Annotated in this window: 25 protein-coding genes; 9 read left to right on the top strand and 16 right to left on the bottom strand. The window is 71.2% G+C overall.

Annotated elements, in window-relative coordinates:
* Positions 1-9 precede the first annotated feature (9 nt).
* Entirely contained in the window at positions 10-741 is a 732-nt protein-coding gene (locus BT364_RS17020; RefSeq protein ID WP_072486008.1) for a 3'-5' exonuclease, read from the top strand.
* A gap of 36 nt (positions 742-777) precedes the next feature.
* Here BT364_RS17020 and BT364_RS17025 read toward each other — a convergent pair whose 3' ends face one another.
* Positions 778-1,644: a phosphotransferase enzyme family protein gene (locus BT364_RS17025; RefSeq protein WP_072486009.1), complete on the bottom strand. Its 867-nt coding sequence runs from the start codon at positions 1,642-1,644 to the stop codon at positions 778-780.
* A 125-nt stretch (positions 1,645-1,769) separates the two neighbouring features.
* Between BT364_RS17025 and BT364_RS17030 the strand changes: the two genes are divergently transcribed.
* From BT364_RS17030 to BT364_RS17055, 6 genes are all read left to right on the top strand, one after another.
* The gene (locus BT364_RS17030) at positions 1,770-2,720 is read left to right on the top strand and encodes a carbohydrate ABC transporter permease (RefSeq protein ID WP_072486055.1); all 951 of its coding nucleotides are present in this window, start codon (positions 1,770-1,772) and stop codon (positions 2,718-2,720) included.
* Positions 2,717-3,556 carry a carbohydrate ABC transporter permease gene (locus BT364_RS17035; protein WP_072486010.1) on the top strand — a complete coding sequence of 280 codons (840 nt, stop codon included), beginning with the start codon at positions 2,717-2,719 and terminating at the stop codon, positions 3,554-3,556. The genes BT364_RS17030 and BT364_RS17035 overlap by 4 nt, the downstream gene beginning before the upstream one ends.
* The gene (locus tag BT364_RS17040) at positions 3,556-4,854 is read left to right on the top strand and encodes an ABC transporter substrate-binding protein (protein ID WP_072486011.1); all 1,299 of its coding nucleotides are present in this window, start codon (positions 3,556-3,558) and stop codon (positions 4,852-4,854) included. Before BT364_RS17035 ends, BT364_RS17040 begins: the two co-directional genes overlap by 1 nt.
* A gap of 407 nt (positions 4,855-5,261) precedes the next feature.
* Positions 5,262-6,464: a S8 family peptidase gene (locus BT364_RS17045; protein WP_072486012.1), complete on the top strand. Its 1,203-nt coding sequence runs from the start codon at positions 5,262-5,264 to the stop codon at positions 6,462-6,464.
* Positions 6,465-6,552: 88 nt separating this feature from the next.
* A complete protein-coding gene (locus BT364_RS17050) occupies positions 6,553-7,164 on the top strand; it encodes a DUF1697 domain-containing protein (RefSeq protein ID WP_256259899.1) in 612 nt (203 codons plus the stop codon).
* Positions 7,161-7,562 carry a nuclear transport factor 2 family protein gene (locus tag BT364_RS17055; protein WP_072486013.1) on the top strand — a complete coding sequence of 134 codons (402 nt, stop codon included), beginning with the start codon at positions 7,161-7,163 and terminating at the stop codon, positions 7,560-7,562. The genes BT364_RS17050 and BT364_RS17055 overlap by 4 nt, the downstream gene beginning before the upstream one ends.
* Before the next feature lie 7 nt (positions 7,563-7,569).
* Here the strand turns inward: BT364_RS17055 and BT364_RS17060 are convergent, their stop codons facing one another.
* Both BT364_RS17060 and BT364_RS17065 read right to left on the bottom strand, forming a co-directional pair.
* On the bottom strand, positions 7,570-8,367 hold the full coding sequence (locus tag BT364_RS17060; protein ID WP_072486014.1) for an ABC transporter ATP-binding protein: 798 nt from the start codon (positions 8,365-8,367) through the stop codon (positions 7,570-7,572).
* Between the two features lie 85 nt (positions 8,368-8,452).
* Complete coding sequence (locus BT364_RS17065) at positions 8,453-9,322, bottom strand: aldo/keto reductase (protein WP_371268597.1); 870 nt, start codon at positions 9,320-9,322, stop codon at positions 8,453-8,455.
* Between the two features lie 391 nt (positions 9,323-9,713).
* Here BT364_RS17065 and BT364_RS17070 point away from each other — a divergent pair, with 391 nt between their 5' ends.
* Positions 9,714-10,298 (top strand): TIGR03086 family metal-binding protein, encoded by a 585-nt coding sequence (locus BT364_RS17070; protein ID WP_072486015.1) that lies wholly within the window; start codon positions 9,714-9,716, stop codon positions 10,296-10,298.
* Between the two features lie 16 nt (positions 10,299-10,314).
* Here the strand turns inward: BT364_RS17070 and BT364_RS17075 are convergent, their stop codons facing one another.
* The gene (locus BT364_RS17075) at positions 10,315-11,532 is read right to left on the bottom strand and encodes a hypothetical protein (protein ID WP_072486016.1); all 1,218 of its coding nucleotides are present in this window, start codon (positions 11,530-11,532) and stop codon (positions 10,315-10,317) included.
* A 101-nt stretch (positions 11,533-11,633) separates the two neighbouring features.
* Between BT364_RS17075 and BT364_RS17080 the strand changes: the two genes are divergently transcribed.
* Positions 11,634-12,266 (top strand): DsbA family protein, encoded by a 633-nt coding sequence (locus BT364_RS17080; protein ID WP_072486017.1) that lies wholly within the window; start codon positions 11,634-11,636, stop codon positions 12,264-12,266.
* A gap of 12 nt (positions 12,267-12,278) precedes the next feature.
* Here BT364_RS17080 and BT364_RS17085 read toward each other — a convergent pair whose 3' ends face one another.
* The 12 genes from BT364_RS17085 to BT364_RS17135 form a co-directional block, all read right to left on the bottom strand.
* Positions 12,279-13,043, bottom strand: coding sequence for a sirohydrochlorin chelatase (locus BT364_RS17085; protein WP_072486018.1), 765 nt, complete (start codon positions 13,041-13,043; stop codon positions 12,279-12,281).
* A gap of 8 nt (positions 13,044-13,051) precedes the next feature.
* Entirely contained in the window at positions 13,052-13,942 is an 891-nt protein-coding gene (locus tag BT364_RS17090) for an ABC transporter permease (protein WP_072486019.1), read from the bottom strand.
* On the bottom strand, positions 13,929-14,720 hold the full coding sequence (locus BT364_RS17095) for an ABC transporter ATP-binding protein (protein WP_072486020.1): 792 nt from the start codon (positions 14,718-14,720) through the stop codon (positions 13,929-13,931). The genes BT364_RS17090 and BT364_RS17095 overlap by 14 nt, the downstream gene beginning before the upstream one ends.
* 36 nt (positions 14,721-14,756) lie before the next feature.
* Positions 14,757-15,872 carry an aliphatic sulfonate ABC transporter substrate-binding protein gene (locus BT364_RS17100; RefSeq protein WP_072486021.1) on the bottom strand — a complete coding sequence of 372 codons (1,116 nt, stop codon included), beginning with the start codon at positions 15,870-15,872 and terminating at the stop codon, positions 14,757-14,759.
* A 243-nt stretch (positions 15,873-16,115) separates the two neighbouring features.
* Positions 16,116-17,480: a sulfate adenylyltransferase subunit 1 gene (locus tag BT364_RS17105; RefSeq protein ID WP_072486022.1), complete on the bottom strand. Its 1,365-nt coding sequence runs from the start codon at positions 17,478-17,480 to the stop codon at positions 16,116-16,118.
* The gene (gene cysD / locus BT364_RS17110) at positions 17,481-18,416 is read right to left on the bottom strand and encodes a sulfate adenylyltransferase subunit CysD (protein WP_072486023.1); all 936 of its coding nucleotides are present in this window, start codon (positions 18,414-18,416) and stop codon (positions 17,481-17,483) included.
* Entirely contained in the window at positions 18,413-18,958 is a 546-nt protein-coding gene (cysC, locus tag BT364_RS17115) for an adenylyl-sulfate kinase (RefSeq protein ID WP_371268598.1), read from the bottom strand. Before cysC ends, cysD begins: the two co-directional genes overlap by 4 nt.
* A gap of 23 nt (positions 18,959-18,981) precedes the next feature.
* Positions 18,982-19,683 carry a phosphoadenylyl-sulfate reductase gene (locus BT364_RS17120; protein WP_072486025.1) on the bottom strand — a complete coding sequence of 234 codons (702 nt, stop codon included), beginning with the start codon at positions 19,681-19,683 and terminating at the stop codon, positions 18,982-18,984.
* Positions 19,680-19,859: a hypothetical protein gene (locus tag BT364_RS17125; protein ID WP_072486026.1), complete on the bottom strand. Its 180-nt coding sequence runs from the start codon at positions 19,857-19,859 to the stop codon at positions 19,680-19,682. Before BT364_RS17125 ends, BT364_RS17120 begins: the two co-directional genes overlap by 4 nt.
* Entirely contained in the window at positions 19,856-21,553 is a 1,698-nt protein-coding gene (locus BT364_RS17130; protein ID WP_072486027.1) for a nitrite/sulfite reductase, read from the bottom strand. Before BT364_RS17130 ends, BT364_RS17125 begins: the two co-directional genes overlap by 4 nt.
* A 116-nt stretch (positions 21,554-21,669) precedes the next feature.
* Positions 21,670-21,753, bottom strand: a complete 84-nt coding sequence (locus tag BT364_RS44200; RefSeq protein ID WP_317864749.1) for a putative leader peptide — start codon at positions 21,751-21,753, stop codon at positions 21,670-21,672.
* 189 nt (positions 21,754-21,942) lie between these two features.
* A complete protein-coding gene (locus BT364_RS17135) occupies positions 21,943-22,539 on the bottom strand; it encodes a GNAT family N-acetyltransferase (RefSeq protein ID WP_072486028.1) in 597 nt (198 codons plus the stop codon).
* Between the last annotated feature and the right edge of the window lie 6 nt (positions 22,540-22,545).

The following is a 22,545-nucleotide window of genomic DNA, read 5'->3' on the forward strand; positions in this document are numbered from 1 at the left end:
AGGTACGGGATGAGCTGGCACCGGGACACGCTGGTCGGCTTCGACCTGGAGACGACCGGCACCGATCCGCTGGAGGCCCGGATCGTGACGGCCGCGATCGTCGGCGTCGGCGGCAGGGACGGGGAGCCGGTGCGGCAGCGCACCTGGCTGGCGGATCCGGGCATCCGGATTCCCGAGCAGGCCTCGGCGATCCACGGCATCAGCAGCGAGCGGGCGGCGGCGGAGGGCCGGCCGGTGCGCGAGGTGGCCGACGAGATCGCCGGGACGCTCACGGAGTACTGGCGCCGGGGCGTGCCGGTCGTCGCGTACAACGCCGCCTTCGATCTGACGCTGCTCACGGCGGAGTTGCGGCGGCACGGGCTGCCGTCGTTGAGCGACCGGCTCGACGGGGCGGGGATCGGGCCGGTGATCGACCCGTACACGATCGACCGGGCCGTCGACCGCTACCGCAAGGGCAAGCGCAACCTGGAGGCGGTCTGCGTCGAGTACGGCGTGGTGCACGGCGGAGCCCATGACGCGGGGGCGGACGCGCTGGCCGCGGTCCGGGTGGCGTACGCCATAGCCGAGCGGCACGGCTCGGTCGCCGGGCTGACCGCCGCCGAGCTGCACGAGCGTCAGGTGGAGTGGTACGCGCAATGGGCGGCGGACTTCCAGCAGTTCCTGCGCCGCAAGGGCACCGCCGACGCGGTGGTCGACGGCCACTGGCCGCTGCGGGAGCCGGCCGGGGTCGCCGCGGGCTGACGGCCCGGCCCCGCAGCCGGGTTCAGGGGGTGGCGCTCAGAACGGATACCACCGCACCGCCGTGTCGCCGTCACGCAGCGAGGCCACCCGGCGGCGGAATTCCGCCAGGGCCTTCAGGTTGCTCGGCGCGTGCTGGGACACCCAGGCACAGCTGGCCGTCTCCCGGGCCCCGCGAAGCACGGCGCAGCCCTCCCACTCGCGGACATCCCAGCCGTACGCGGCGGTGAACGCGTCGTATGCCTCGGGCGCCAGGCCGTACCGGTCCCGGGACAGGGCGAGCACCACCAGGTCGTGCTCGCGCAGATCCGCGGAGAAGGTCTCCAGATCGACCAGCACCGGCCCGTCCGGACCGACATGGACGTTGCGGGGCAGCGCGTCGCCGTGGATCGGCCCCGGCGGCAGATGCGGGACCAGTGCGGCGGCGGCCGCAGCGAAGCCGTCGCGGCGCTCGCGCAGATAGTCGGCGTCGGCCGGGTCGATCGCGTCGCCCGCGAGCCGCAGCCAGCGTTCGACGCCGCCCAGCAGTTCACGGCGCGGCAGACCGAGGCCGTCCGGGGCGGGCAGCGCGTGCACCAGGGTGAGCAGCCGTGCCAGGTCCCGCGGCTCGGCGGGGCGCACGGCGTCGGGCAGCCGGTGCCAGAGGGTCACGGGGTGGCCCTCGACCAGGCGCGCCGTGGCCTCGGCGGCCCGTACGGCGGGTACGCCCGAATCGGCCAGCCACCGGGCGACGGCCACCTCGCGTTCGGCCCGGTCCCGTAGTTCCGGGTGCCGCACGGCGTCCCGGCCGACCTTGACCACCAGGTCGCCGACGGCGAACACCACGTTCTCACCCAGCGCGAGCAGCTCCGCACCGCCGGACAGTCCGGCAGCGGTCAGCACCTCACGCGCACGCATCTCGTTCATGGCTGCGATTTTCGCATCCGTGCAGGTTGGCTTGACGAACCGACGGCCCGTCAGCACGATGACGGAGGCCACCTGAGCGGCCAGAACGGTATGAAACCGATCGAATGACGCAAGGGGGCGAATTCATGACATTAGCTAGTGCAACCGTACGTTCGGAGAGGCGCGGCCCGCCCGGCGGCTCGCAGGACAAGCGGTCCCGGCCCGCCGGCCGGAGCGCCGGCACCTGGTTCCTGGTGCTCCCCGCGCTGATCCCGATCCTGGTCCTGAGCGTCGGCCCCCTGCTCTACGGCATCGCGCTGGCCTTCACCGACGCCCAGTCCGGCCGCACCCGCTCCACCCAGTGGGTGGGCGGGCTGAACTTCCAGGACCTGCTCCACGACACCCTCTTCTGGGACTCGTTCCGGATCGGCCTGGTGTGGGCGTTCGGCGTCACCGTCCCGCAGTTCGTACTGGCCCTCGGCCTCGCCCTGCTGCTCAACCAGAATCTGCGGATGCGCTGGCTGGCGCGGGCGCTGGCGATCATTCCGTGGGCGATGCCCGAGGTGGTCGTGGGCCTCATGTGGCGGCTCGTCTACAACCCGGACGCGGGCATCCTCAACGAGACCATCCGCGATCTCGGCCTCGGCGACGGCCGGGACTGGCTCACCGGACTCGCCACCGCCCTGCCCGCCGTGATCGTCGTGGGCGTCTGGGCGGGCATGCCCCAGACCACCGTCGCCCTGCTCGCCGGGCTGCAGAACACCCCGCAGGAGCTCCACGAGGCGGCCGCGCTGGACGGGGCCGGTGCCTGGCGCCGCTTCCGTACCGTCACCTGGCCCGTGCTCAGGCCGGTGGCGCTCGCCATCACCGCGCTCAACTTCATCTGGAACTTCAACTCCTTCGCGCTGGTCTACGTACTGACCAACGGCGGGCCCGGCGGGCGCACCCGGCTGCCGATGCTCTTCGCGTACGAAGAGGCCTTCCACTACGGACAGTTCGGATACGCCGCCGCGATGGGCTGTGTGATGGTCGCGGTGATCTCCGTGATCCTCGCCGTGTATCTCGCCGGCCGGCTCAGGGGAGGCGAGGACCGATGAGCATGCGCACCAGCAGAACCGCACGCGCCGGACAGTACGCCGCGCTGCTCGGCTATCTCGTCTTCCTGGCGTTCCCGTTCCTCTGGCTGATCTCCACCGCCTTCAAACCGGCGCGCGAACTCGGCTCCCTGCACCCCACCTGGATCCCCGACCATCCGACGCTCGACAACTTCCGCAAGGCCTTCGACGAACAGCCGCTGCTCCAGGCCGCCGCCAATTCGCTGATCGCCGCGGTCTGCGCCGCTCTCATCGCGGTCGTCGTCGCCACGCCCATGGCGTATGTGATGGCCCGCCGCCGCTCCAGGCTCTCGACGGCGGCCACCGGATGGGTCGTGATCAGCCAGGCCTTCCCGCTCGTCCTGCTGATCATCCCGCTCTTCCTGATCCTGAAGAACCTCCATCTGATCAACACCCTGTGGGGGCTGATCATGGTGTACGTCGTCTGGGCGCTGCCCTTCGCGCTCTGGATGCTGGTCGGATACGTACGGGCGGTGCCCGCCGAGCTGGAGGAGGCCGCCTCGGTCGACGGCGCGGGCCGACTGCGGACACTCGTCTCGGTCACGGCCCCGCTGCTGGCCCCCGGCATCGTCGCCACCGCGCTCTTCGCCTTCATCACCGCATGGAACGAGCTCTTCTTCGCGCTCGTCCTGCTCAAGACCCCGGAGAAGCAGACCTTGCCGGTCGTACTGACCCACTTCATCGGTGCGGAGGGCGCGGCCGATCTCGGGCCGCTCGCCGCCGCCGCGTTCCTCGCCACCCTGCCCTCACTGGTGATCTTCGCGATCATCCAGCGGCGGATCACGGGCGGCATGCTGGCCGGGGCGGTGAAGAGCTGATGCGGGCATCCCTGCGGACGACGGCCGCCGCCGCGGCCACCGCGCTGGCCCTGCTGCTCACCGGCTGCGCCGGGACGGACGACGGCCGGGACGCCAGCGGGCGGATCGAGCTCAGCTTCCAGTCGCTGGCCTGGCAGAAGGAGTCCGTCGACGCCAACAAACAGCTGGTGAAGGAGTGGAACGAGGCCCATCCGGACATCCATGTCAGCTACGTCCAGGGCAGTTGGGACACCGTCCACGACCAGCTGCTCACCTCCTTCGAGGGCGACGAGGCGCCGGACATCATCCACGACGCCTCCGACGACCTGGCCGACTTCGCCTACAGCGGCTACCTCGCGGACCTGCGCGGACTGCTCCCCGGCCGGCTGACCGCCGACATCCCGCGGCAGAGCTGGTCCACCACCACCTTCGGCGAGGGCGTCTACGGTGTGCCGTTCCTCCAGGAGCCCCGCGTCCTGATCGCCAACACCAAGATCCTCACCGAGTCCGGGGTCCGCGTCCCGACCCCCGACGAGCCGTGGAGCTGGGACGAGTTCCGGCAGGTCACCAAGGAACTGACGGGCAAGGGGCGGTACGGCGTCGCCTGGCCGCTCAAGGAACCGGTCTCCGTCACCCTCAACCTCGGACTCTCCGGCGGCGGCCGGCTCTTCCACCGCGGTGCCGACGGCAAGGTGACCATCCGCGCGGGCGAGGGCGACCAGGTCGTCCCCGGCACCATCCACGACCAGGTCGACACCGACCACAGCGCATCGCGCACCGCACTCGGCATGGGCGGCTCCGACACCCTGCCCGGGTTCTTCGGCGGCAAGTACGCGATGGTGCCGCTGGGCTTCTCCTACCGCCAGCAGGTCGTCGAGCAGGCACCCGAGGGCTTCGAGTGGACGGTCCTGCCGGCCCCCGCGGGCAGTGCGGGCCTCGCCCAGGGCGTGAGCCCGCAGACCCTGTCCGTCGCGGAGGCCAGCCCGCACAAGAAGGAGGCCGCGCAGTTCATCGACTTCATGCTCCGGCCGCCGAACATGGTGCGCCTGGCCAAGGGCGACTGGATGCTCCCGACCGGCACGGCGGCCCTCGCCGACCCGTCCCTGCACACCGCGGAGAACGGCTGGGCGACCGGTGTCGCCGTCGCGAAGGCGCTCCGGCCGGCGCCCGCCCAGTCGGTGCGCGGCTACCCGGAGTGGAAGGACAAGGTCGCCACGCCCGCCCTCCAGGAGTACTACAGCGGAGCCATCGGGGCGCAGGAGCTGAGGAAGCGTCTGGTCGACGACGGGAACCGGGTCCTGGCCCGCTACCAGCGTTGAGGTTCTGAGGGTCTGAGGTGCCGCTCGCCGGGCCGACGGGGGTCTCCGGGGGCCGCGTCGCCCGGAGCCGCCCTCAACGTGGTCACCTCGTGAGAGCTCTGTGAACACGAGGGTGGAATCAAGCCGTCGCCCCGCCCGTCCGTACGGCCGGGCGGGGTTCGTCTTCCCAGGTGCGAAGTGTGCCGGTCGTGCCCCAAGCCCGTTGTGCGCGGGGGGTGTTGCGGCGGCCGTGCCCGACTTGGGCACGGCTGGCCGGTTTCTTATTACGAAACTTTGTTGAGTAAGTCACAGCCGCATGAAGGTCTTGATCTGGGCGCGTCAATCGGCGAGGGTTTCGAGCCAGCCCCCGGAGATCTTCCGGCCGGGGGTCAATCCCCCCACAAAGAATGACGAGGAGACCCCTCTTCATGGCAATTCACAAGCGCGCACGCCGGATCAAGCTGACCGCGGCGATAACCGCCGTGGCCGCGGCCGCCGGAGTCACCCTGCTCAACACCTCCCTCGCCGGTGCGGCCCCCGCCCCCGCGATGGGCGTCGTCTACGGCGCGGACGCGGCGAACGCCGTCTCCGGCAGCTACATCGTGATGCTGGACCAGAAGGCCGACAAGGCGAAGCTCGCCAAGGAGTACGGCGGCAAGCTGAAGCGGAACTACAGCTCCGCCATCAACGGCTTCTCCGCCAGCGGCCTTTCGCTCACCGAGGCCAAGCGCCTGGCGGCCGACCCGGCCGTCTCCAAGGTCGTCCAGAACAAGAAGTTCCACATCGACGAGACCCAGGACAACCCGCCGTCCTGGGGGCTGGACCGGATCGACCAGACCGAGACGGCCGGCGACAACGCGTACACCTACCCGGACAGCGCGGGCGAGGGTGTCACCGCGTACGTCATCGACACCGGTGTCCGTACCACGCACAACGAGTTCGAGGGCCGGGCCAGCTCGGGCTACGACGCCGTGGACAACGACGACAGCGCCGACGACGGCAACGGCCACGGCACCCACGTGGCGGGGACCATCGCCGGTGCGACCTACGGGGTCGCCAAGAAGGCCAAGATCGTCGCCGTCCGGGTGCTCGACGACTCCGGCTCGGGCACCACCGAGCAGGTCGTCGCCGGCATCGACTGGGTCACCGAGAACCACGAGGGCCCCTCCGTCGCCAACATGAGCCTCGGCGGCGGCGCGGACGAGGCGCTCGACGCCGCGGTCCAGAAGGCCATCGCCTCCGGGGTCACGTTCGCGGTGGCCGCCGGCAACGAATCCTCCGACGCGGGCGAGAGCTCCCCGGCCCGCGTCCCCGAGGCCATCACGGTCGCCTCGTCCACGGTGGACGACGAGCAGTCGTCGTTCTCCAACTACGGCTCGATCGTGGACATCTACGCCCCGGGCTCGGACATCACCTCGTCCTGGAACGACAGCGACGACGGCTCCAACACCATCTCCGGCACCTCCATGGCGACCCCCCACGTCGTCGGTGCCGCCGCCGTCTACCTCGCCGGTCACCCGGACGCCACCCCCGAGGAGGTCGCCACGGCTCTGACCGACGGGGCCACCCCCGACGCGATCTCCAACGCGACCGAGGGCACGCCGAACAAGCTGCTGAAGGTCGTCGAGTAACCGACCCGCAGCCATGACAGGCCGCCGCGCCCTCCCCCACGGGGCGCGGCGGCCGCATCGCGCGAAGAGATCGTCCTATGGTGTGCCCATGACGATGTACGCGGCGCTGTTGCGCGGGATCAATGTGAGCGGCCACAAGAAGGTTCCGATGGCCGAACTCCGTACGCTGCTCACCGAACTGGGACACGGGGACGTCCGCACCCACCTGCAGAGCGGCAACGCCGTCTTCAGCAGCCCGTCGGACGACGAGAACGCACTCGCCGCCGAACTGGAGCAGGCCATCGAGAAGCGCTTCGGCTTCCCCGTACCCTGCCTGGTCCGGGACGGAGCCTACCTGGCGGCAGTTGCGGCGGCCTGCCCGTTCCCGGCCGCCGAACTCGAAGGAAAACAGCTCCACATCACCTATTACGACCAGCCGGTCGACGCCGGCCGCTTCGCCCGGATCGACCCGGCGGCCTTCCTCCCCGAGGCGTTCGGACTCGGCGACCGCGCCCTCTACCTCTACGCCCCCGACGGACTGGGCCGCTCGAAGCTCGCCGAGGCGCTGTCCCGTTCCTCCGTCACCAAGGGCCTCGTCGCCACCTCGCGCAACTGGAACACCGTGGTCAAGCTGGTGGAGATGACGGCACCCACAGGGACCACGGCACCCCCGGAGACCACGGCACCCCCGGCACCCGCGCACGACGGAGCCCGCACATGAGTGAACCGTCCCCCGGTGTGGCCGCCGCGGTCGAGGGCGAGCTGCGCCTTCTGGACCCGGCCGTGCGCGCCTCCGCCGAACTCCTCGCCCAGCTGCTGCACCCCGACTACCGCGAGATCGACTACACCGGCCGGGTCTGGAACCGCGACACCATGATCACCTCGCTCACCGCGGCGGACGCCCCGCGCCCCGGCCCGCTCACCGCGTCCCGGATGAGCGGGGTCCAGCTCGCCGACGACCTCGTCCACCTCACCTACGACACCGAGACGAAGGGACGCCTCGCCCACCGCAGTTCGGTGTGGCGGCTGACCGACGAAGGCTGGGTGCTCTACTTCAACCAGGCCACGCCGTTCGACGCCGACGCCGACGCCGACGCCGACGCCGACGCCGAGGGCTGATCACCGGTCAGCGACGGCCCACGCGCTGCGCCCGAGCCGCCCACCGGCCGTCCGTACGGGAGATCCGCACCGGATGCCCGAAGCAGTCGCTGACCCGGTCGGTGGTCAGTACCTCGTCCGCCGGGCCCGAGGCCACGCACCGGCCGCCCCGCAGCAGCAGCGCGTGCGTGGTGGAGGCGGGCAGCTCCTCCAGGTGATGGGTGACCAGGACCGTGGCCGGCTCCGGATGTTCGTCCCGCAGCACGTCCAGACTGTCGAGCAGCTGCTCACGCGCGGCGAGGTCGAGACCGGTGGCCGGCTCGTCGAGCAGCAGCAGCCGCGGCTGCGGCTGCGGCTGCGGCATCAGGGCGCGGGCGATGAGCGTACGGCCCCGCTCGCCCTGCGACAGCGCCGGCCGGCGCGAGCCCGACTTGCCGCCCATGCCGAGCATCTTCAGCAGCCGCTCCGCCCGGTCCCGCTGCTCCTCGTTCACCGACCGGCGCGGCACCGGCTCGACCGAGTTGGTCAGACCGGTCAGCACCACCTCGTGCACCGACAGCGGGGAACGCAGCGGATGACGCGGATTGACATGCCCGAGCAGCGACCGCAGCTCCCGCAGATCGACCCGGCCGAGGGTGCGTCCCAGCACCTCCACCGAACCCCGGGTGGGGTGGTTGACCGCGCCGAGCAGCCCCAGCAGCGTGCTCTTCCCGGCACCGTTGGCACCGAGCAGCGCCCAGTGCTCGCCGCTCCGAACGGTCAGCGAGACCGAGTCGAGCAGCACATCGCCGTCCCGTACGAGCGAGACGGCGTCGGCCCGGATCACCGGGTCGGCGCCACCCGGTTCGGGAGCGGCGGCCGGGGCGGGGACGGCGGGGGTGGTACGGGGGGTGGTACGGGCGAGTGCTCCTTCACGCGGGTGCGAGCGCCTCCAGGCGGCTCAGGTCCTCGGCGGACAGCCGGATCTCCCGGGCCGCCAGGTTCTCCGCCAGATGGGCGGGCGAACCGGTGCCCGGGGTCGGGCACAGCACGGGGGACCGGTGCAGCAGCCAGGCGAGGGCGATCTGCCCGCGGGGGGCACCGTGCCGGTCGGCGATGCCGGTGAGCGCCGCGGCGGCGTCGCCGGTCAGAACGCCGTTGGCCAGCGGGAACCAGGGCAGAAAGGCCAGGCCGTGGGCCTCGCACACCTTCAGTACCGCGTCCGACGAACGGTCGAGGAGATTGAAGCGGTTCTGCACCGAGGCGATCCCGGTCAGGGACAGCGCCTGCTCCAGCTGGTCGGCGGTGAGGGTGTCCAGACCGATGTGCCGGATCTTGCCTTCCTGCCTCAGTGCATCCAGAGCGCCCAGCTGGTCGGCCATCGGCACCTCCGGGTCCAGCCGGTGCAGCTGATAGAGGTCGATCCGGTCCGTCCGCAGCCGCCGCAGACTGGCCTCGCACATCGCCCGCAGCTGCTCCGGCCGGCCCGCGATGTGCCAGGCGCTGTCACTGGTGCGCACCACCCCGCCCTTGGTCGCGATCACCAGATCCTCGCGGTACGGGTGGAGCGCCTCGGCGACGAGTTCCTCGGCCAGCCCCGGACCGTAGTTGTCGGCGGTGTCCACGAGCGTGACGCCCTGCTCGACGGCGGCCCGCAGCACCGCCACGGCGTCCTGTCGCTCACCGCGCGGGCCCCAGTAGCCGGGGCCGGTCAGCTGGGCGGTGCCGTAGCCGAGCCGGCGTACGGGCAGTTCGCCGCCGAGCAGAAAGGTCTCATCGAAGGAGCCAGACATGAAGGACATCCCACGATCCTAGATCGCTCCCCCCACCCGCTGACTTCACGCCCGAGCCGGACCCTTACGGAGACGCCGAGCGCGGAAGACCCCACCTGCGCGGGGAGAACTCCGCCGCCCGGCGGCTCTGCTCCGCCCGTGCCGACCCACCCCCACCCGCGCGGGGAACACACCATTTCTCCATGGTGACAGATGTGTTCCGGCCGAGGCGGCGCTTGTGCCTCGTGCGGAGCGGGGCGGTTGGTGGGCGTCTTCCGCGTGTGTCCGCAGCCCGCAGTCCACTGGTTGCGGGGCGGGGAGCCGAACCAGGCTCGGTCGGGGGCAACGGACTGTTGGAAGAGATGGGCTGCTGTCGCTTTTCTTCAATCGCTGTGTGAGGTGGCGCTCGTAGGCTTGCGGCATGAAGAACGAGCACGCGCACCTGACCGAAGTCGCCGCCGAGGCGGCCCGCATCGCCCGCACCATCCGTGCCGAGCAGCTCGACGCACCGAACTCGCCCTGCGGCGACTGGGATGTGCGCGGGCTCGTCAACCACTGGGTGCTGTACACCTCCCACGGCCTGGAGCACCGCGCCCTGCGCAAGGACCTCCCGGAGGAGCTCACCGCCCGCGACTTCACCGCCGACGCCGACTGGGCGCAGCAGTACGCCGCGCAGCTGGACCGCGCGGTCGCCGCCTGGTCCGACCCGGCGGTCTGGGAGGGCGAGGTCGACCTCGGGGGTTCGGCCACCCCGGCCGCCGACATCGCCGCGATGCTCATCGCGGAGACGGCCCTGCACGGCTGGGACGTGGCGCGTGCCGTCGGCGAGGAGTACCGGCTCTCCGACGGGGCGGCCGCCTACGTCCTCGGCGTCGTCGACAGCATGGCCGCGCTCTACCGGCAGTACGACGGCTTCGCCGACGAGGTGGCGTTGCCCGCGTCGGCGTCGGTCTTCGAGCAGGCGCTGGCCCACAGCGGACGCGACCCGCAGTGGACCGGGGCCTGAGTCGCCCGGACAGAACCTAGTCCTGCCAGTAGAAGAGCAGGGTGGCGATGTCCAGGGGCTCGCGGCTGCCGAAGTAGTAGACGCAGAGGCCGGTGACCCGGATCGCGCCGGTCGCCCGGTCGATCCAGCGGAAGCCGGCGGATTCCAGGGCCGCGCGGGCGGCCGGTTCGGGTGCGTACGAGCCGGCGAACCGGCCGAGGGCGCTGACGAAGATCTCGCTCCCGTCCTTGCTCTTGCCGGACCTGATGACGTGATAGGTGCCGCCGCCCTGCCGGTGGTCCTCACCGCAGGAGACCGGGGGCTGCGGCGTCAGGCCCGCCGCGGTCAGCGCGGCCGTGGCCCGGCGGAGCTGCTCGTCCTCGTCCGGCTCGACGGGCGGCTCGGCGCAGATGGCCTCGACCCGCCACCGAGGGTCGCTCTGCTCCTCGCAGTCGTGCCCGTACTCCTGGAGGATCACCCCGCGCAGTTCGTCGTCCAGACCGTCGACCTCGACCCTGGGGCGGCCCAGCGAGTCGTGGATCGCCCGGGTCTCGGCGGTGTCACCGGTGAGACGGTGCAGCGCGTACGCGGCCCACAGCTTCGCCTCGGCCGTCGGTGCCTCGCCGAGGTAGCCGCGGAGCCGGTCCGGGTCGGTCAGCAGTGACTGGGCGAGGTACGCGACCGCCCGGTCGGGGTCCGCGAGCGCGTCGGTGACGTCCTGGCCGGCGCGGTGCCGCATCCGGACATGGAAGGCACGCCCCTCGGGGCGCGCGTCACCGACGTCGGCCAGGACCGCGTCCGTTCCGTGCCGGGCGACCAGCGCGTCCAGCCCGGCCTCGCCGATCGCCCGGAGGCGCGGCCACGGTTCGGCCGCGAGCGTCGCCAGTTCGCCCGCAGCCGAACGGTCGCCGAGCAGGCCGCGGGCCTTGAGGATCGCCGCGGACACTCCGTACGAACTCTCCTGCCGCCGGTCCTCGTGCCCGAGCCAGGGCAGGAGTTCCGCCCGGTCCGGGAGAAGGTCCAGCAGCGCGATCCGGACCTCGTCCACGTCGCGGGGGTCCTGGACGCGCGCGATCAGCCCGGCGACACGGTGCTCCGGCACCCGCCCGGCCAGCGCGACCACACAGGCCCTGCGGCGCCACCACGGGTGCGCCGGATCGGTGACGTACCCCGCGAGTCCGTCCGCGTCGAACGCGCGCAGGCCCTCGGTGTCGATCTGCCCGGCCTGCGGGGCCAGGGTCTCGATGGTTCGCATCCGGGGATGCTACCGCCCGCCCCTCCCGGGCCGAAGTGGCCCAGTCGAATCGATGGACAATGGCCCGGGATCACGTGCCAATCCGTGTCTAGGCTCGACCCATGACCACATCACGCACATCGGAACAGGACCGGACCGCCGTCGACTTCTACTTCGACCCGGCATGCCCGTTCGCCTGGATCACCTCCCGCTGGATGCTGGAGGTGGAGCAGCGGCGCGACATCGATCTCCGCTTCCACGTCATGAGTCTCCATCTGCACAACACCGGCAATGAACTCCCCGACTGGTACCGGGAGCTGGTCGACAAGTCGATCGGCCCGGTACGGGTCGCGGTCGCGGCGGCCGAGGCCCACGGCGACGGGGTGCTCCGCGATCTCTACACCGCGATGGGTGTCCGTATCCACCAGAAGAAGAACGAGGACTTCGACGAGGTGATCGCCGAGTCGCTCGCGGAGCTCGGCCTGCCCGCCGGGCTCGCCGCCGCCGCGCACTCGGAGGCGTACGACGAGGCGCTGCGGCGCAGCCACGACGCCGGAAAGGACCCGGAGGCGGACGGTTACGTCGGTACGCCCACGATCCATGTCGACGGCGCCGTCTGGTTCGGGCCCGTGCTGCGGGCGGCACCGCGTGGCGAGGAGGCGGGACGCGTCTTCGACAGCTTCCGGGTGCTCGCCGGGAATCCGGACCTCTTCGAACTCAAGCGGACCCGCACGGGCAGCCTGGACGTGGGGTGACCGGGCGCCGCGTCACGCGGTGAGCACCGCGGTCCGGGCCGCCGGCACCCGGGCCTCGTCGTACCGGGTCAGCAGCAGCCGCGCCAACTCCGGTGAGGCACCGAGCACATCGGCCAGCACATCCGCGTCGGCCGCCCCTTCGGCGATCCGGTCCGGGAGCCGGCCGGGAGCGATGACGTACGGCGCCACCGCCACCCTGCGCACCCCCTCGTCCCGCAGGGCCCGTACCGCGTCCTCAGTACGCGGGAACCCCGTGGGAGATGCGGCGGAGGCGAACGCAGGCCGCACGGAACACCAACCGGTGTGCCGCAGCTCCCGCGCGATTTCAGCGATCACTGCGATCGCCTCCGGGTCTGTGGAGCCCGCCGAGGCCAGGACGAGCCCGGTCGAACTCCGGTCGCCGGGACGGATCCCGGCTTCGTGCAGCCGCCGTTCCAGCGCCGAGTTCAGCAGCGGTGACGGGCCGAGCACCTCGGCCTGCCGGACCCGCAGCCGGGGCAGCCTGCTCCGGGCCTCGCGCAGCACCGTGGGGATGTCGGACTTGGCGTGGAAGGCCCGGGTGAGGAGCAGGGGGAGCGCGACGACGTCCTGCGCCCCCTGTGCGGCCGGCCGCTCCAGGACCTGCGGCACCGACGGCGCGTTGAAGTCCAGGAAACCCGTCGCCACGCGCAGCCCCGGCCGCAGCGACCGCACCCGCGCGGTGAGCGCGTGCACGGTCGCCGCGTGCCGCGGGTCACGGCTGCCGTGGGCGATGACGAGAAGTACCGGAGCGGTCATGGTCGTACTCAGCTCTTGGCGAGGAGGCCGCGGCCGCGCAGCACCCACCGCTCCAGCGGACTGAAGATCAGCAGGTCGATCGCGATGCCGACGGTGAGGATCAGGACGATGGCGAGGAACACCATCGACATGCTGCTGGTCTCCCGGCCCTGCTCCAGCAACTGCCCGAGGCCCACCCCCAGATCGGGCGAGGAGGCGATGATCTCGGCGGCCATCAGCGAACGCCAGGAGAACGCCCAGCCCTGCTTCAGCCCCGCCAGATAGCCGGGCAGCGCGGCCGGCAGCACGATGTGCCAGGTGCCGCGGAGCCCGGTGGCACCCAGCGTCTTCCCGGCCCGCAGATGCAGCGGCGGGATCTGGTCGACGCCCGCGACCAGGCCGTTGGCGATCGACGGGACCGCGCCCAGCAGGATCACCGCGTACATCATCCTGTCGTCGAGCCCCAGCCAGATCACCGCGGGGGGCACCCAGGCGACCGACGGCAGCGACTGGAGCCCGGAGAGCACCGGCCCGATCGCCGCGCGGACCGGCTTGACGCGCGACACCAGCAGCCCGAGCGGGGTACCGATGGCCAGCGCCAGCAGGAAGCCGAGCAGACCGCGCGAGACGCTGGTCCAGATGTAGCCGAGCAGAGTGCCCTGCGCCCAGGCGTCGGTCACCTCGTCCCACACCTGGGACGGCGACGGCAGCTTGTAGTCGTCGGTGACCTGCGCCCAGATCAGGACCTGCCAGACGACGAGCACCAGGACCACTGCCACGACGGGCGGCAGCACCTTGCGCACCAGCACCTCGCGGACCGGGGTGCGGCTCACCCGTACGGCGTCGAGGGCGTCCAGCCCCGCCTCCAGGCCCGCCAGGTCCTGGGCGGTGTCCTTGGCGGCGGTCTCAGTGCTGGCCATGTCGGCGGATCTCCCCACGCAGTTGTTCGGTGATCTCTACGGACAGCTCGGCCACCGCGGTGTCCTCGATGCGGCGCGGCTGGTCGATGTCGACCGTCCACTCCCGGGCGATCCGGCCCGGCCGCGACGACAGCAGGACGACCCGCTCCGCGAGCCGGACCGCCTCGCGCACGTTGTGCGTGACGAAGAGGACCGAGACGTCCGTCTCGCGCCAGATCCGGGTCAGCTCGTCGTGCAGGACGTCCCGGGTGATGGCGTCGAGTGCGGCGAACGGCTCGTCCATCAGCAGCAGTTGACTGTCCTGGGCGAGCGCGCGGGCCATCGCCACCCGCTGCCGCATGCCGCCCGAAAGCTCGTGCACCCGCTTCCCGTACGCCCCGCCGAGCCGTACGAGTTCGAGCAGCCGCTCCGCCTCGGCGCGGCGGTCGGACCTGGGTACGCCGCGCAGCCGCAGCGCGAGTTCGATGTTCTTGCCCGCGGTCAGCCACGGGAAGAGGGCGTGTTCCTGGAACATCAGGGCCGGCCGCCCGCCGGGGGTCTCGATGGACCCCGCGGTCGGGCGGTCGAGTCCGGCCACCAGGTTGAGCAGGGTCGACTTGCCGCACCCGGAGGCGCCCAGGAGGGTGACGAACTCGCCGGGAGCGACATCGAGTGTGATGTCGTCCAGGACGAGCTGCTGCCCCTCCGGTCCGCCGAAGGACTTCGAGACGTGGTCGATGCGGGCGGCGTGCCCGACCGCCGTACGGTCCTCGGCCTTGGTGAGCGTGGTGGTCGCCATGGTCGTCACCTCCTGGGATCCTTTCCGGGTGCCGGATTACTTGACGCCGAGACCGGCGTCGGCGACCGCGGGCTTGCCCGCGGCCTTGAGGATCTTGTTCAGCGGCTTCAGGTCGTAGATGCCCGTCAGGTCCGTCTGCTCCAGCAGGCCCGCCTTCACCGCGTGCTCGGCCTCGGTGTCGAGCGTGGCGGCCAGCGGGTCGTCGATGAACCGGATCGACTTCCACGCCGGGTCGAGGACCTCGGCCGGCAGCTCCTTGCCGGACAGCGTCTTGAGCGCGGCGTTGGCGGAGGCCTTCGCCTTGTCCGGGTTGGCGTTGATCCACGCGTTGGTGTCGACCGTGCCGCGCAGCACCGCCTCGACGACGTCCGGATGCTCGGTCAGGAACTTCTGCGACACGATGATGTTCGTGATCACAAACTTGTTGTCCGGCCACAGCGTCGACTCGTCGAGGAGCACCTTGGCGCCCTGCGCGACCAGCTTGGAGGCGGTCGGCTCGGGGGCCCAGGCGCCGTCGATGGAACCGGACCTGTAGGCGTCCGGCGTCACCTTGTTGTCCGTACGGACCACGGAGACGTCGCCCTTGCCGCTGTTGGCGTCGACCTTCCAGCCCTTCTCGGACATCCAGTTGAGGAAGGCGACGTCCTGGGTGTTGCCGAGCTGCGGGGTGGCGATCTTCTTGCCCTTGAGGTCGTCCAGGGTCCTGATCCTCTTCGGGTCGACGACCAGCTTCACGCCGCCGGACGCCGACCCGCCGATGATCCTCAGGCTCTTGCCCTTGGACTTGGTGTAGCCGTTGATGGCGGGCGAGGGGCCGATGAAGCCGATGTCGATCGAGCCCGCGTTGAGCGCCTCGATCTCGGACGGGCCGGCGTTGAACGTCGACGGCTCGACCGTCGTGGAGCCGAGCTCCTTGGCGATGATGCCTTCCTGGATGCCGACCAGGGCGGTCGCGTGGGTGAGGTTCGGGAAGTAGCCGATCTTCACGGTGTCCGCGGAGAGCTTCTTGCCGCCGGTGGCGACGTCCGCCTTCTTGGCGTCGTCCTGCTTCGCCTCGGAGCCGTAGCCGCAGGCGGTGAGTGCGAGGGCGAGCAGCGGCAGGGCGGCGACGGCGGTCAGGGCGCGGCGCGGCGTGGTACGGGGGGCAGACACGGGAGGCTTTCCTCTCGTCGGCCCGGTCCTCGCGTCCCGGTCGATTACGGGGACGCGGCCGGGAAGTCGGCAGGTCTTCGTCCGAACTGGCTGTGCGGGCAGTGCGGTTGGGGCGAGTGGGCGCGCAGGCGGTGCGCGTACGTCATCGCGCACATCGCGCGACCCCGCCCTGGCCGCTGCCGAGGGCGCCGCTGCCGATGCGGCCGCCCTCCTTCGCGAACGTGGAGTAGATGTCGATGGTCATCAGAAGTCCCATTCGGCGTCGTCCGCGGCGGCCTCGGGCCCGTCCGCGGCGGCGAACGAGGCGCCCGCCATGCCGGCCGTCAGCGTGGTGCCGTCCGCGGGGTCGATCAGCAGGAACGATCCGGTGCGCCGGGAGTCCGCGTACGCGTCGAGCGCGAGCGGTTCCGCGGTGCGGACGACGACCCGGCCGATGTCATTGGCGACGAGCCGGCCGGGCGCCGGGTGCTGGGAGAGGTCGTCCAGCGTGAGGCGCGAGGGGATGTCCTTGACGATCGCCTTGACCGTGCGGGTGGTGTGCTTGAGCAGCACCCGCTGGCCGACGGCGAGCGGATGGTCGGCGACGTGGCAGACGGTCGCCTCGACGTCCTGGGTGACGGTCGGCGCGTCGTCGGCCGGTGCGATCAGGTCACCGCGCGAGATGTCGATGTCGTCGGCCAGCCGGAGGGTCACCGACTGGGGCGCCCAGGCGATGTCCACGCTCTCGCCGAGCGCGTCGATCCCGGCGATCGTCGACGTACGGCCGGAGGGGAGGACGGTGACGGCCTCGCCCACCCGGAACGCGCCGGCGGCGATCTGGCCGGCGTAGCCCCGGTAGTCGGGGTGCTCGGCGGTCTGCGGCCGGATCACGTACTGGACCGGGAAGCGGGCGTGGCAGGCGGTGAGGTCATGGCTGACCGGCACCGTCTCCAGGTGTTCCAGGACCGTCGGGCCGCCGTACCAGTCCATGTGCGCGGACGGCTCCACGACGTTGTCACCGGCCAGCGCGGAGATCGGGATCGCGGTACACCAGTTTTCCTGGGGGTCCCCCCCGGACCCCCAGCCCGGGACGCCGAGCGAGGCGGCGTACGCGGTGAACTCCTCGGCGATGGCGGCGAACACCGGCTCCGCGTAGTCGACCAGGTCCATCTTGTTGACGGCCAGCACCACGTGCGGCACCCGCAGCAGCGCGGCGACCGCGGCATGGCGGCGGGTCTGCTCGACGACACCGTTGCGGGCGTCGACCAGGACGACGGCCAGCTCGGCCGTCGAGGCGCCGGTCACCATGTTCCGGGTGTACTGCACGTGCCCCGGGGTGTCGGCCAGGATGAACCGGCGGCGCGGCGTCGCGAAGTAGCGGTAGGCGACATCGATGGTGATGCCCTGCTCGCGCTCGGCCCGCAGGCCGTCGGTCAGCAGCGCCAGGTCGGGCGCCTCCTGGCCCCGGCTGCGCGAGGCGTGCTCGACGGCCTCCAGCTGGTCGGTGAGGACCGACTTGGAGTCGTGCAGCAGACGTCCCACGAGGGTGGACTTGCCGTCGTCGACGGATCCCGCGGTGGCGAACCGCAGCAGGGTGGTGGCCGACAACTGCTCGGCTGTGGTGGTCATCTAGAAGTACCCCTCGCGCTTGCGGTCTTCCATCGCGGCCTCGGACATCTTGTCGTCGGCGCGCGTCGCGCCCCGCTCGGTGAGCCGGGAGGCGGCGATCTCGGTGATCACGTCGTCCAGCGTCGTCGCGTCCGAGTCGACGGCGCCGGTGCACGACATGTCGCCGACGGTCCGGTAGCGCACCTGCCGGGTCTCGACCCGCTCGCCCTCCTTGGGGCCGCCCCAGTCGCCCGCGGTCAGCCACATGCCGGAGCGGCTGAAGACCTCGCGCTCATGGGCGAAGTAGATCTCCGGGAGCTCGATGCCCTCGCGCGCGATGTACTGCCAGACGTCCAGCTCGGTCCAGTTGGAGATCGGGAAGACCCGGACGTGCTCGCCGGGGGCGTGCCGGCCGTTGTAGAGCTGCCACAGCTCGGGGCGCTGGCGGCGCGGGTCCCACTGGGAGAACTCGTCGCGCAGCGAGAAGACCCGCTCCTTGGCGCGGGCCTTCTCCTCGTCCCGGCGCCCGCCGCCGAACACGGCGTCGAAGCGGTGCTGCTGGATCGCCTCGGTCAGCGGCACGGTCTGCAGCGGGTTGCGGGTGCCGTCCGGGCGCTCGCGGAGCTTCCCGGCGTCGATGTACTCCTGTACGGAGGCGACATGGAGCCGCAGCCCGTGCCGGGCCACCGTGCGGTCGCGGTACTCCAGCACCTCGGGGAAGTTGTGCCCGGTGTCCACGTGCAGCAGCGTGAACGGCACCGGCGCGGGCGCGAACGCCTTGAGCGCCAGGTGCAGCATCACGATGGAGTCCTTGCCGCCGGAGAACAGGATCACCGGCCGCTCGAACTCGCCCGCCACCTCGCGGAAGATGTGCACGGCCTCGGACTCCAGGGAGTCCAGGTGGCTGAGTGCGTACGGATTGCCGGTGCCTTCCTGCACGGTCGCGACGGTCGTCATGCCGCACCCCTCTCGCTCAGCAGCGCATGGAGCTCCGCCGCGGACTCCTGCACGGTCTGCCGGTGCGACTCGATCCGCAGGTCCGGCGACTCGGGCGCCTCGTACGGGTCGTCGACCCCGGTGAGCCCGCTGATCTCGCCCGCCGCCTGCTTGGCGTAGAGCCCCTTCACATCGCGTTCGGAGCACACCTCGACCGGAGTCGCGACATGCACCTCCAGATAGGCGGTGCCCTCGGTCCGGTGCCGCTTGCGTACCGCGTCCCGGCTGTCCGCGTACGGGGCGATGACCGGGACCAGCACCTTCACGCCGTTGGCCGCCAGCAGCTCGGCGACGAAGCCGATCCGCTGGACGTTGGTGTGGCGGTCCTCGCGGGAGAAGCCGAGACCCGCGGAGAGGAACTCCCGGATCTCGTCGCCGTCGAGCACCTCCACACGATGGCCCTCACCGCGCAGCCGCCCGGCGAGTTCGTACGCGATGGTGGTCTTGCCCGCGCTCGGCAGACCGGTCAGCCAGATGGTGGCTCCCGTCTCCGTCACGCTCATCGAAGTCTCCTGATCAGTCGTCATCAGTCGTGCAGCCCGCACTCGGTCTTGCCCCGGCCGGCCCAGCGGCCGGCGCGGACGTCCTCGCCCTCCAGCACCCGGCGGGTGCAGGGCGCGCAGCCCACGGAGGCATAGCCGTCCATCAGCAGCGGGTTGGTGAGTACGCCGTGCTCCGCGACGTACGCGTCGACGTCGTCCTGCGTCCAGCGGGCGATCGGTGAGATCTTCACCTTCTGCCGCTTGCGGTCCCAGCCGACGACCGGGGTGTTCGCCCGGGTGGGGGACTCGTCGCGGCGCAGCCCGGTCGCCCAGGCCGTGTACCCGGTCAGGCCCTCTTCGAGAGGCTTGACCTTGCGCAGCCCACAGCACAGGTCGGGGTCGCGGTCGTGCAGCTTCGGCCCGTACTCGGCGTCCTGCTCGGCCACCGTCTGCCGGGGGGTCAGCGTGATGACGTTGACGTCCATCACGGCCTCGACCGCGTCACGCGTGCCGATCGTCTCCGGGAAGTGGTAGCCGGTGTCGAGGAAGACCACGTCGACGCCGGGGAGGACGCGCGAGGCGAGGTGCGCGACGACCGCGTCCTCCATGGAGGACGTGACGCAGAACTTCCCGCCGAAGGTGTCGGCGGCCCACTTCAGGATCTCCGGCGCGGAGGCGTCCTCCAGCTCACGGCCGGCCCGTTCGGCCAGGGGCTCAAGGTCCTCGGTCTGCAGAGTCCGAGTCATATCCCTTCCCCTTCGACGTCGTTGCGCTGCAGTCCCCGGGCCAGCAGGCCCAGGAACTTGAGCTGGAACGCGCGGTTGCAGGAGGCACATGCCCACGCGCCGTGGCCGCTCTCGTGCGGGCGCAGGTCCTCGTTCCCGCAGTACGGGCAGTGGAACGGTGCGGCGCGTTCGCTCATGACAGCGACTCCGCACCGGCCCGCGCCGCCCAGGCCGCGAACCGTTCGCCGTCCTCGCGCTCCTCCTGGAAACGGCCCAGGACCCGCTCGACGTAGTCGGGCAGCTCGGCCGAAGTGACCTTCAGGCCACGGACCTTGCGGCCGAACCCGGCCTCCAGGCCCAGGGCGCCGCCCAGGTGCACCTGATAGCCCTCGACCTGGTTGCCGTCGTCGTCCAGCACGAGCTGGCCCTTGAGGCCGATGTCGGCGGTCTGAATGCGGGCGCACGCGTTGGGGCAGCCGTTGAGGTTGATGGTGAGCGGCTCGTCGAAGTCCGGCAGGCGGCGCTCCAGTTCGTCGATGAGCGCCGCGCCGCGCGCCTTCGTCTCGACGATCGCCAGCTTGCAGAACTCGATGCCGGTGCAGGCCATCGTGCCGCGCCGGAACGGCGAGGGCCGCACCTGGAAGTCGAGCGCCTCCAGCCCGGCGACCAGGGAGTCCACCTGGTCCTGCGCCACATCGAGAATGATCATCTTCTGCTCGACGGTGGTGCGCAGCCGGTCCGAGCCGTGTGCGGCGGCCAGGTCGGCGATCTTGGCGAGCGTGGAGCCGTCCACCCGGCCGACCCGGGGGGCGAAACCGACGTAGAAGCGGCCGTCCTGCTGCTGGTGCACACCCACGTGGTCGCGCCAGCGGCTGCTGGGCTGCTCGGGTGCGGGGCCGTCGGTCAGGGGACGCTTCAGGTACTCGTCCTCCAGCACCTGGCGGAACTTCGCCGGGCCCCAGTCGGCCATCAGGAACTTCAGCCGGGCGCGGTTGCGCAGCCGCCGGTATCCGTAGTCGCGGAAGATGCCGACGACTCCGGCCCAGACGTCCGGGACCTCGTCGAGCGGCACCCAGGCACCCAGCCGCTCGGCCAGCCGCGGGTTGGTGGAGAGCCCGCCACCGACCCAGACGTCGAAGCCCGGACCGTGCTCGGGGTGGACCACGCCGACGAACGCGATGTCGTTGATCTCGTGGACCACGTCCTGCACCGGCGAACCGGAGATCGCGGTCTTGAACTTGCGCGGCAGGTTGGAGAATTCCTTGTTGCCGATGTACCGGTCGTGGATCTCGTCGACGGCGGGTGTGCCGTCGATGATCTCGTCGGCGGCGATGCCGGCCACGGGGGAGCCGATGATCACGCGGGGGCAGTCGCCGCACGCCTCGGTGGTGGAGAGCCCGACGGCCTCCAGCTTCTCCCAGATCGCCGGGACGTCCTCGATGCGGATCCAGTGCAGCTGGATGTTCTGCCGGTCGGTGATGTCGGCGGTGCCGCGCGCGTACTCCTGCGAGATCTCGCCGATCACCCGCAGCTGTGCGGTGGTCAGCCGGCCGCCGTCGATCCGGACCCGCAGCATGAAGTACTTGTCGTCCAGCTCCTCCGGCTCCAGGACCGCGGTCTTGCCGCCGTCGATCCCGGGCTTGCGCTGGGTGTAGAGACCCCACCAGCGCATCCGGCCGCGGAGATCGTTGGGGTCGATCGAGTCGAAGCCGCGCTTGGAATAGATCGTCTCAATGCGTGTCCGCACATTGAGACCGTCGTCGTCCTTCTTGAACTGCTCATTGCCGTTGAGCGGAGTGTGGTGCCCCACGGCCCACTGGCCTTCGCCACGGTGGCGTCCGGCCTTGCGGCGGGGCGTGGTGGTCGCAGGCTGTTCCGGGGTAGCGGCCATGACGATACGTCCTTCGGGACTGCAGGAGGGCGGCTCTGAACTGCACACTCGCGTCAAGGCGCGGCGGTGCGCAGGGATTGCAGAGAAAAAGGGGGAGCGCGGCGGTGCTGGGACTCTCAGCTCGCCGGACAGATGGCGCTGGACACGCGGCCGAGGTCGACGTGGCGTCGACTCACCAAGGCAATTCCAGTTCCAGGCATGACGGAAGCGTGGCACGCGTATCTCGGGCCAGTCCACCACTATCCAAGATGTGGACGAGAGTGTCCCGCATCACGAGATGGTGTGGCGCTCGTCACTCGGAGTGCCCGGGCCGGCCCGCCCGTGATCGCGGCAATCTCCCACTTGTCGCCGGTGGCCTCACCGCAGGCGGAGGGCTGCCGCCCGTCCCGCTACCGCCCGGCTCCCGGCCACGGTCCCGGCGTCGCCACCTCCGGCTCCAGCTCCACCTTCGTGTCGAAGAGCCGGAAGCCGCGCCGCAGATAGTTGTCCATGGCGTGCGGGCCGTCCTTGGAGCAGGTGTGCAGCCACACCCGCTTCGTCGGCGTCCGCTCCGGCCAGCGCTCCGCCAGGTCCCAGGCGCGGGCGACCCCGTACGAGAGCAGATGGCCGCCCATCCGCCGCCCCCGGAAGGCCGGAATCAGCCCGAAGTACATGATCTCGACCGCGCCCTCGTCCTGCGGGTCCAGCTCGATGTAGCCCGCCGGGGTGCCGTTCTCGTACGCCACCCAGGTCTCGGCCCCCGGCCGGTCCAGGGCCTCCTGCCACTGCGCGTACGTCATGCCGAGCCGGTCCGTCCACTGGATGTCGCCGCCGACCGCCGTGTAGAGGAACCGGCTGAACTCGGGAAGCGGAATCTGTGACCGCACGATCCGCACATCGCCCTCCGGGACCGCGGCGGGCCGCAGGTCGTCGGGGGAGGTCTGTTCCAGCGACCAGATGGTCACTTCAGTGGTGGCGGGCGCGGTGGCAGGTACGGAGTTGCTCATGACTGC

This window comes from Streptomyces atratus (genome assembly GCF_900119365.1).
Classification (GTDB): Bacteria; Actinomycetota; Actinomycetes; order Streptomycetales; family Streptomycetaceae; genus Streptomyces; species Streptomyces atratus_B.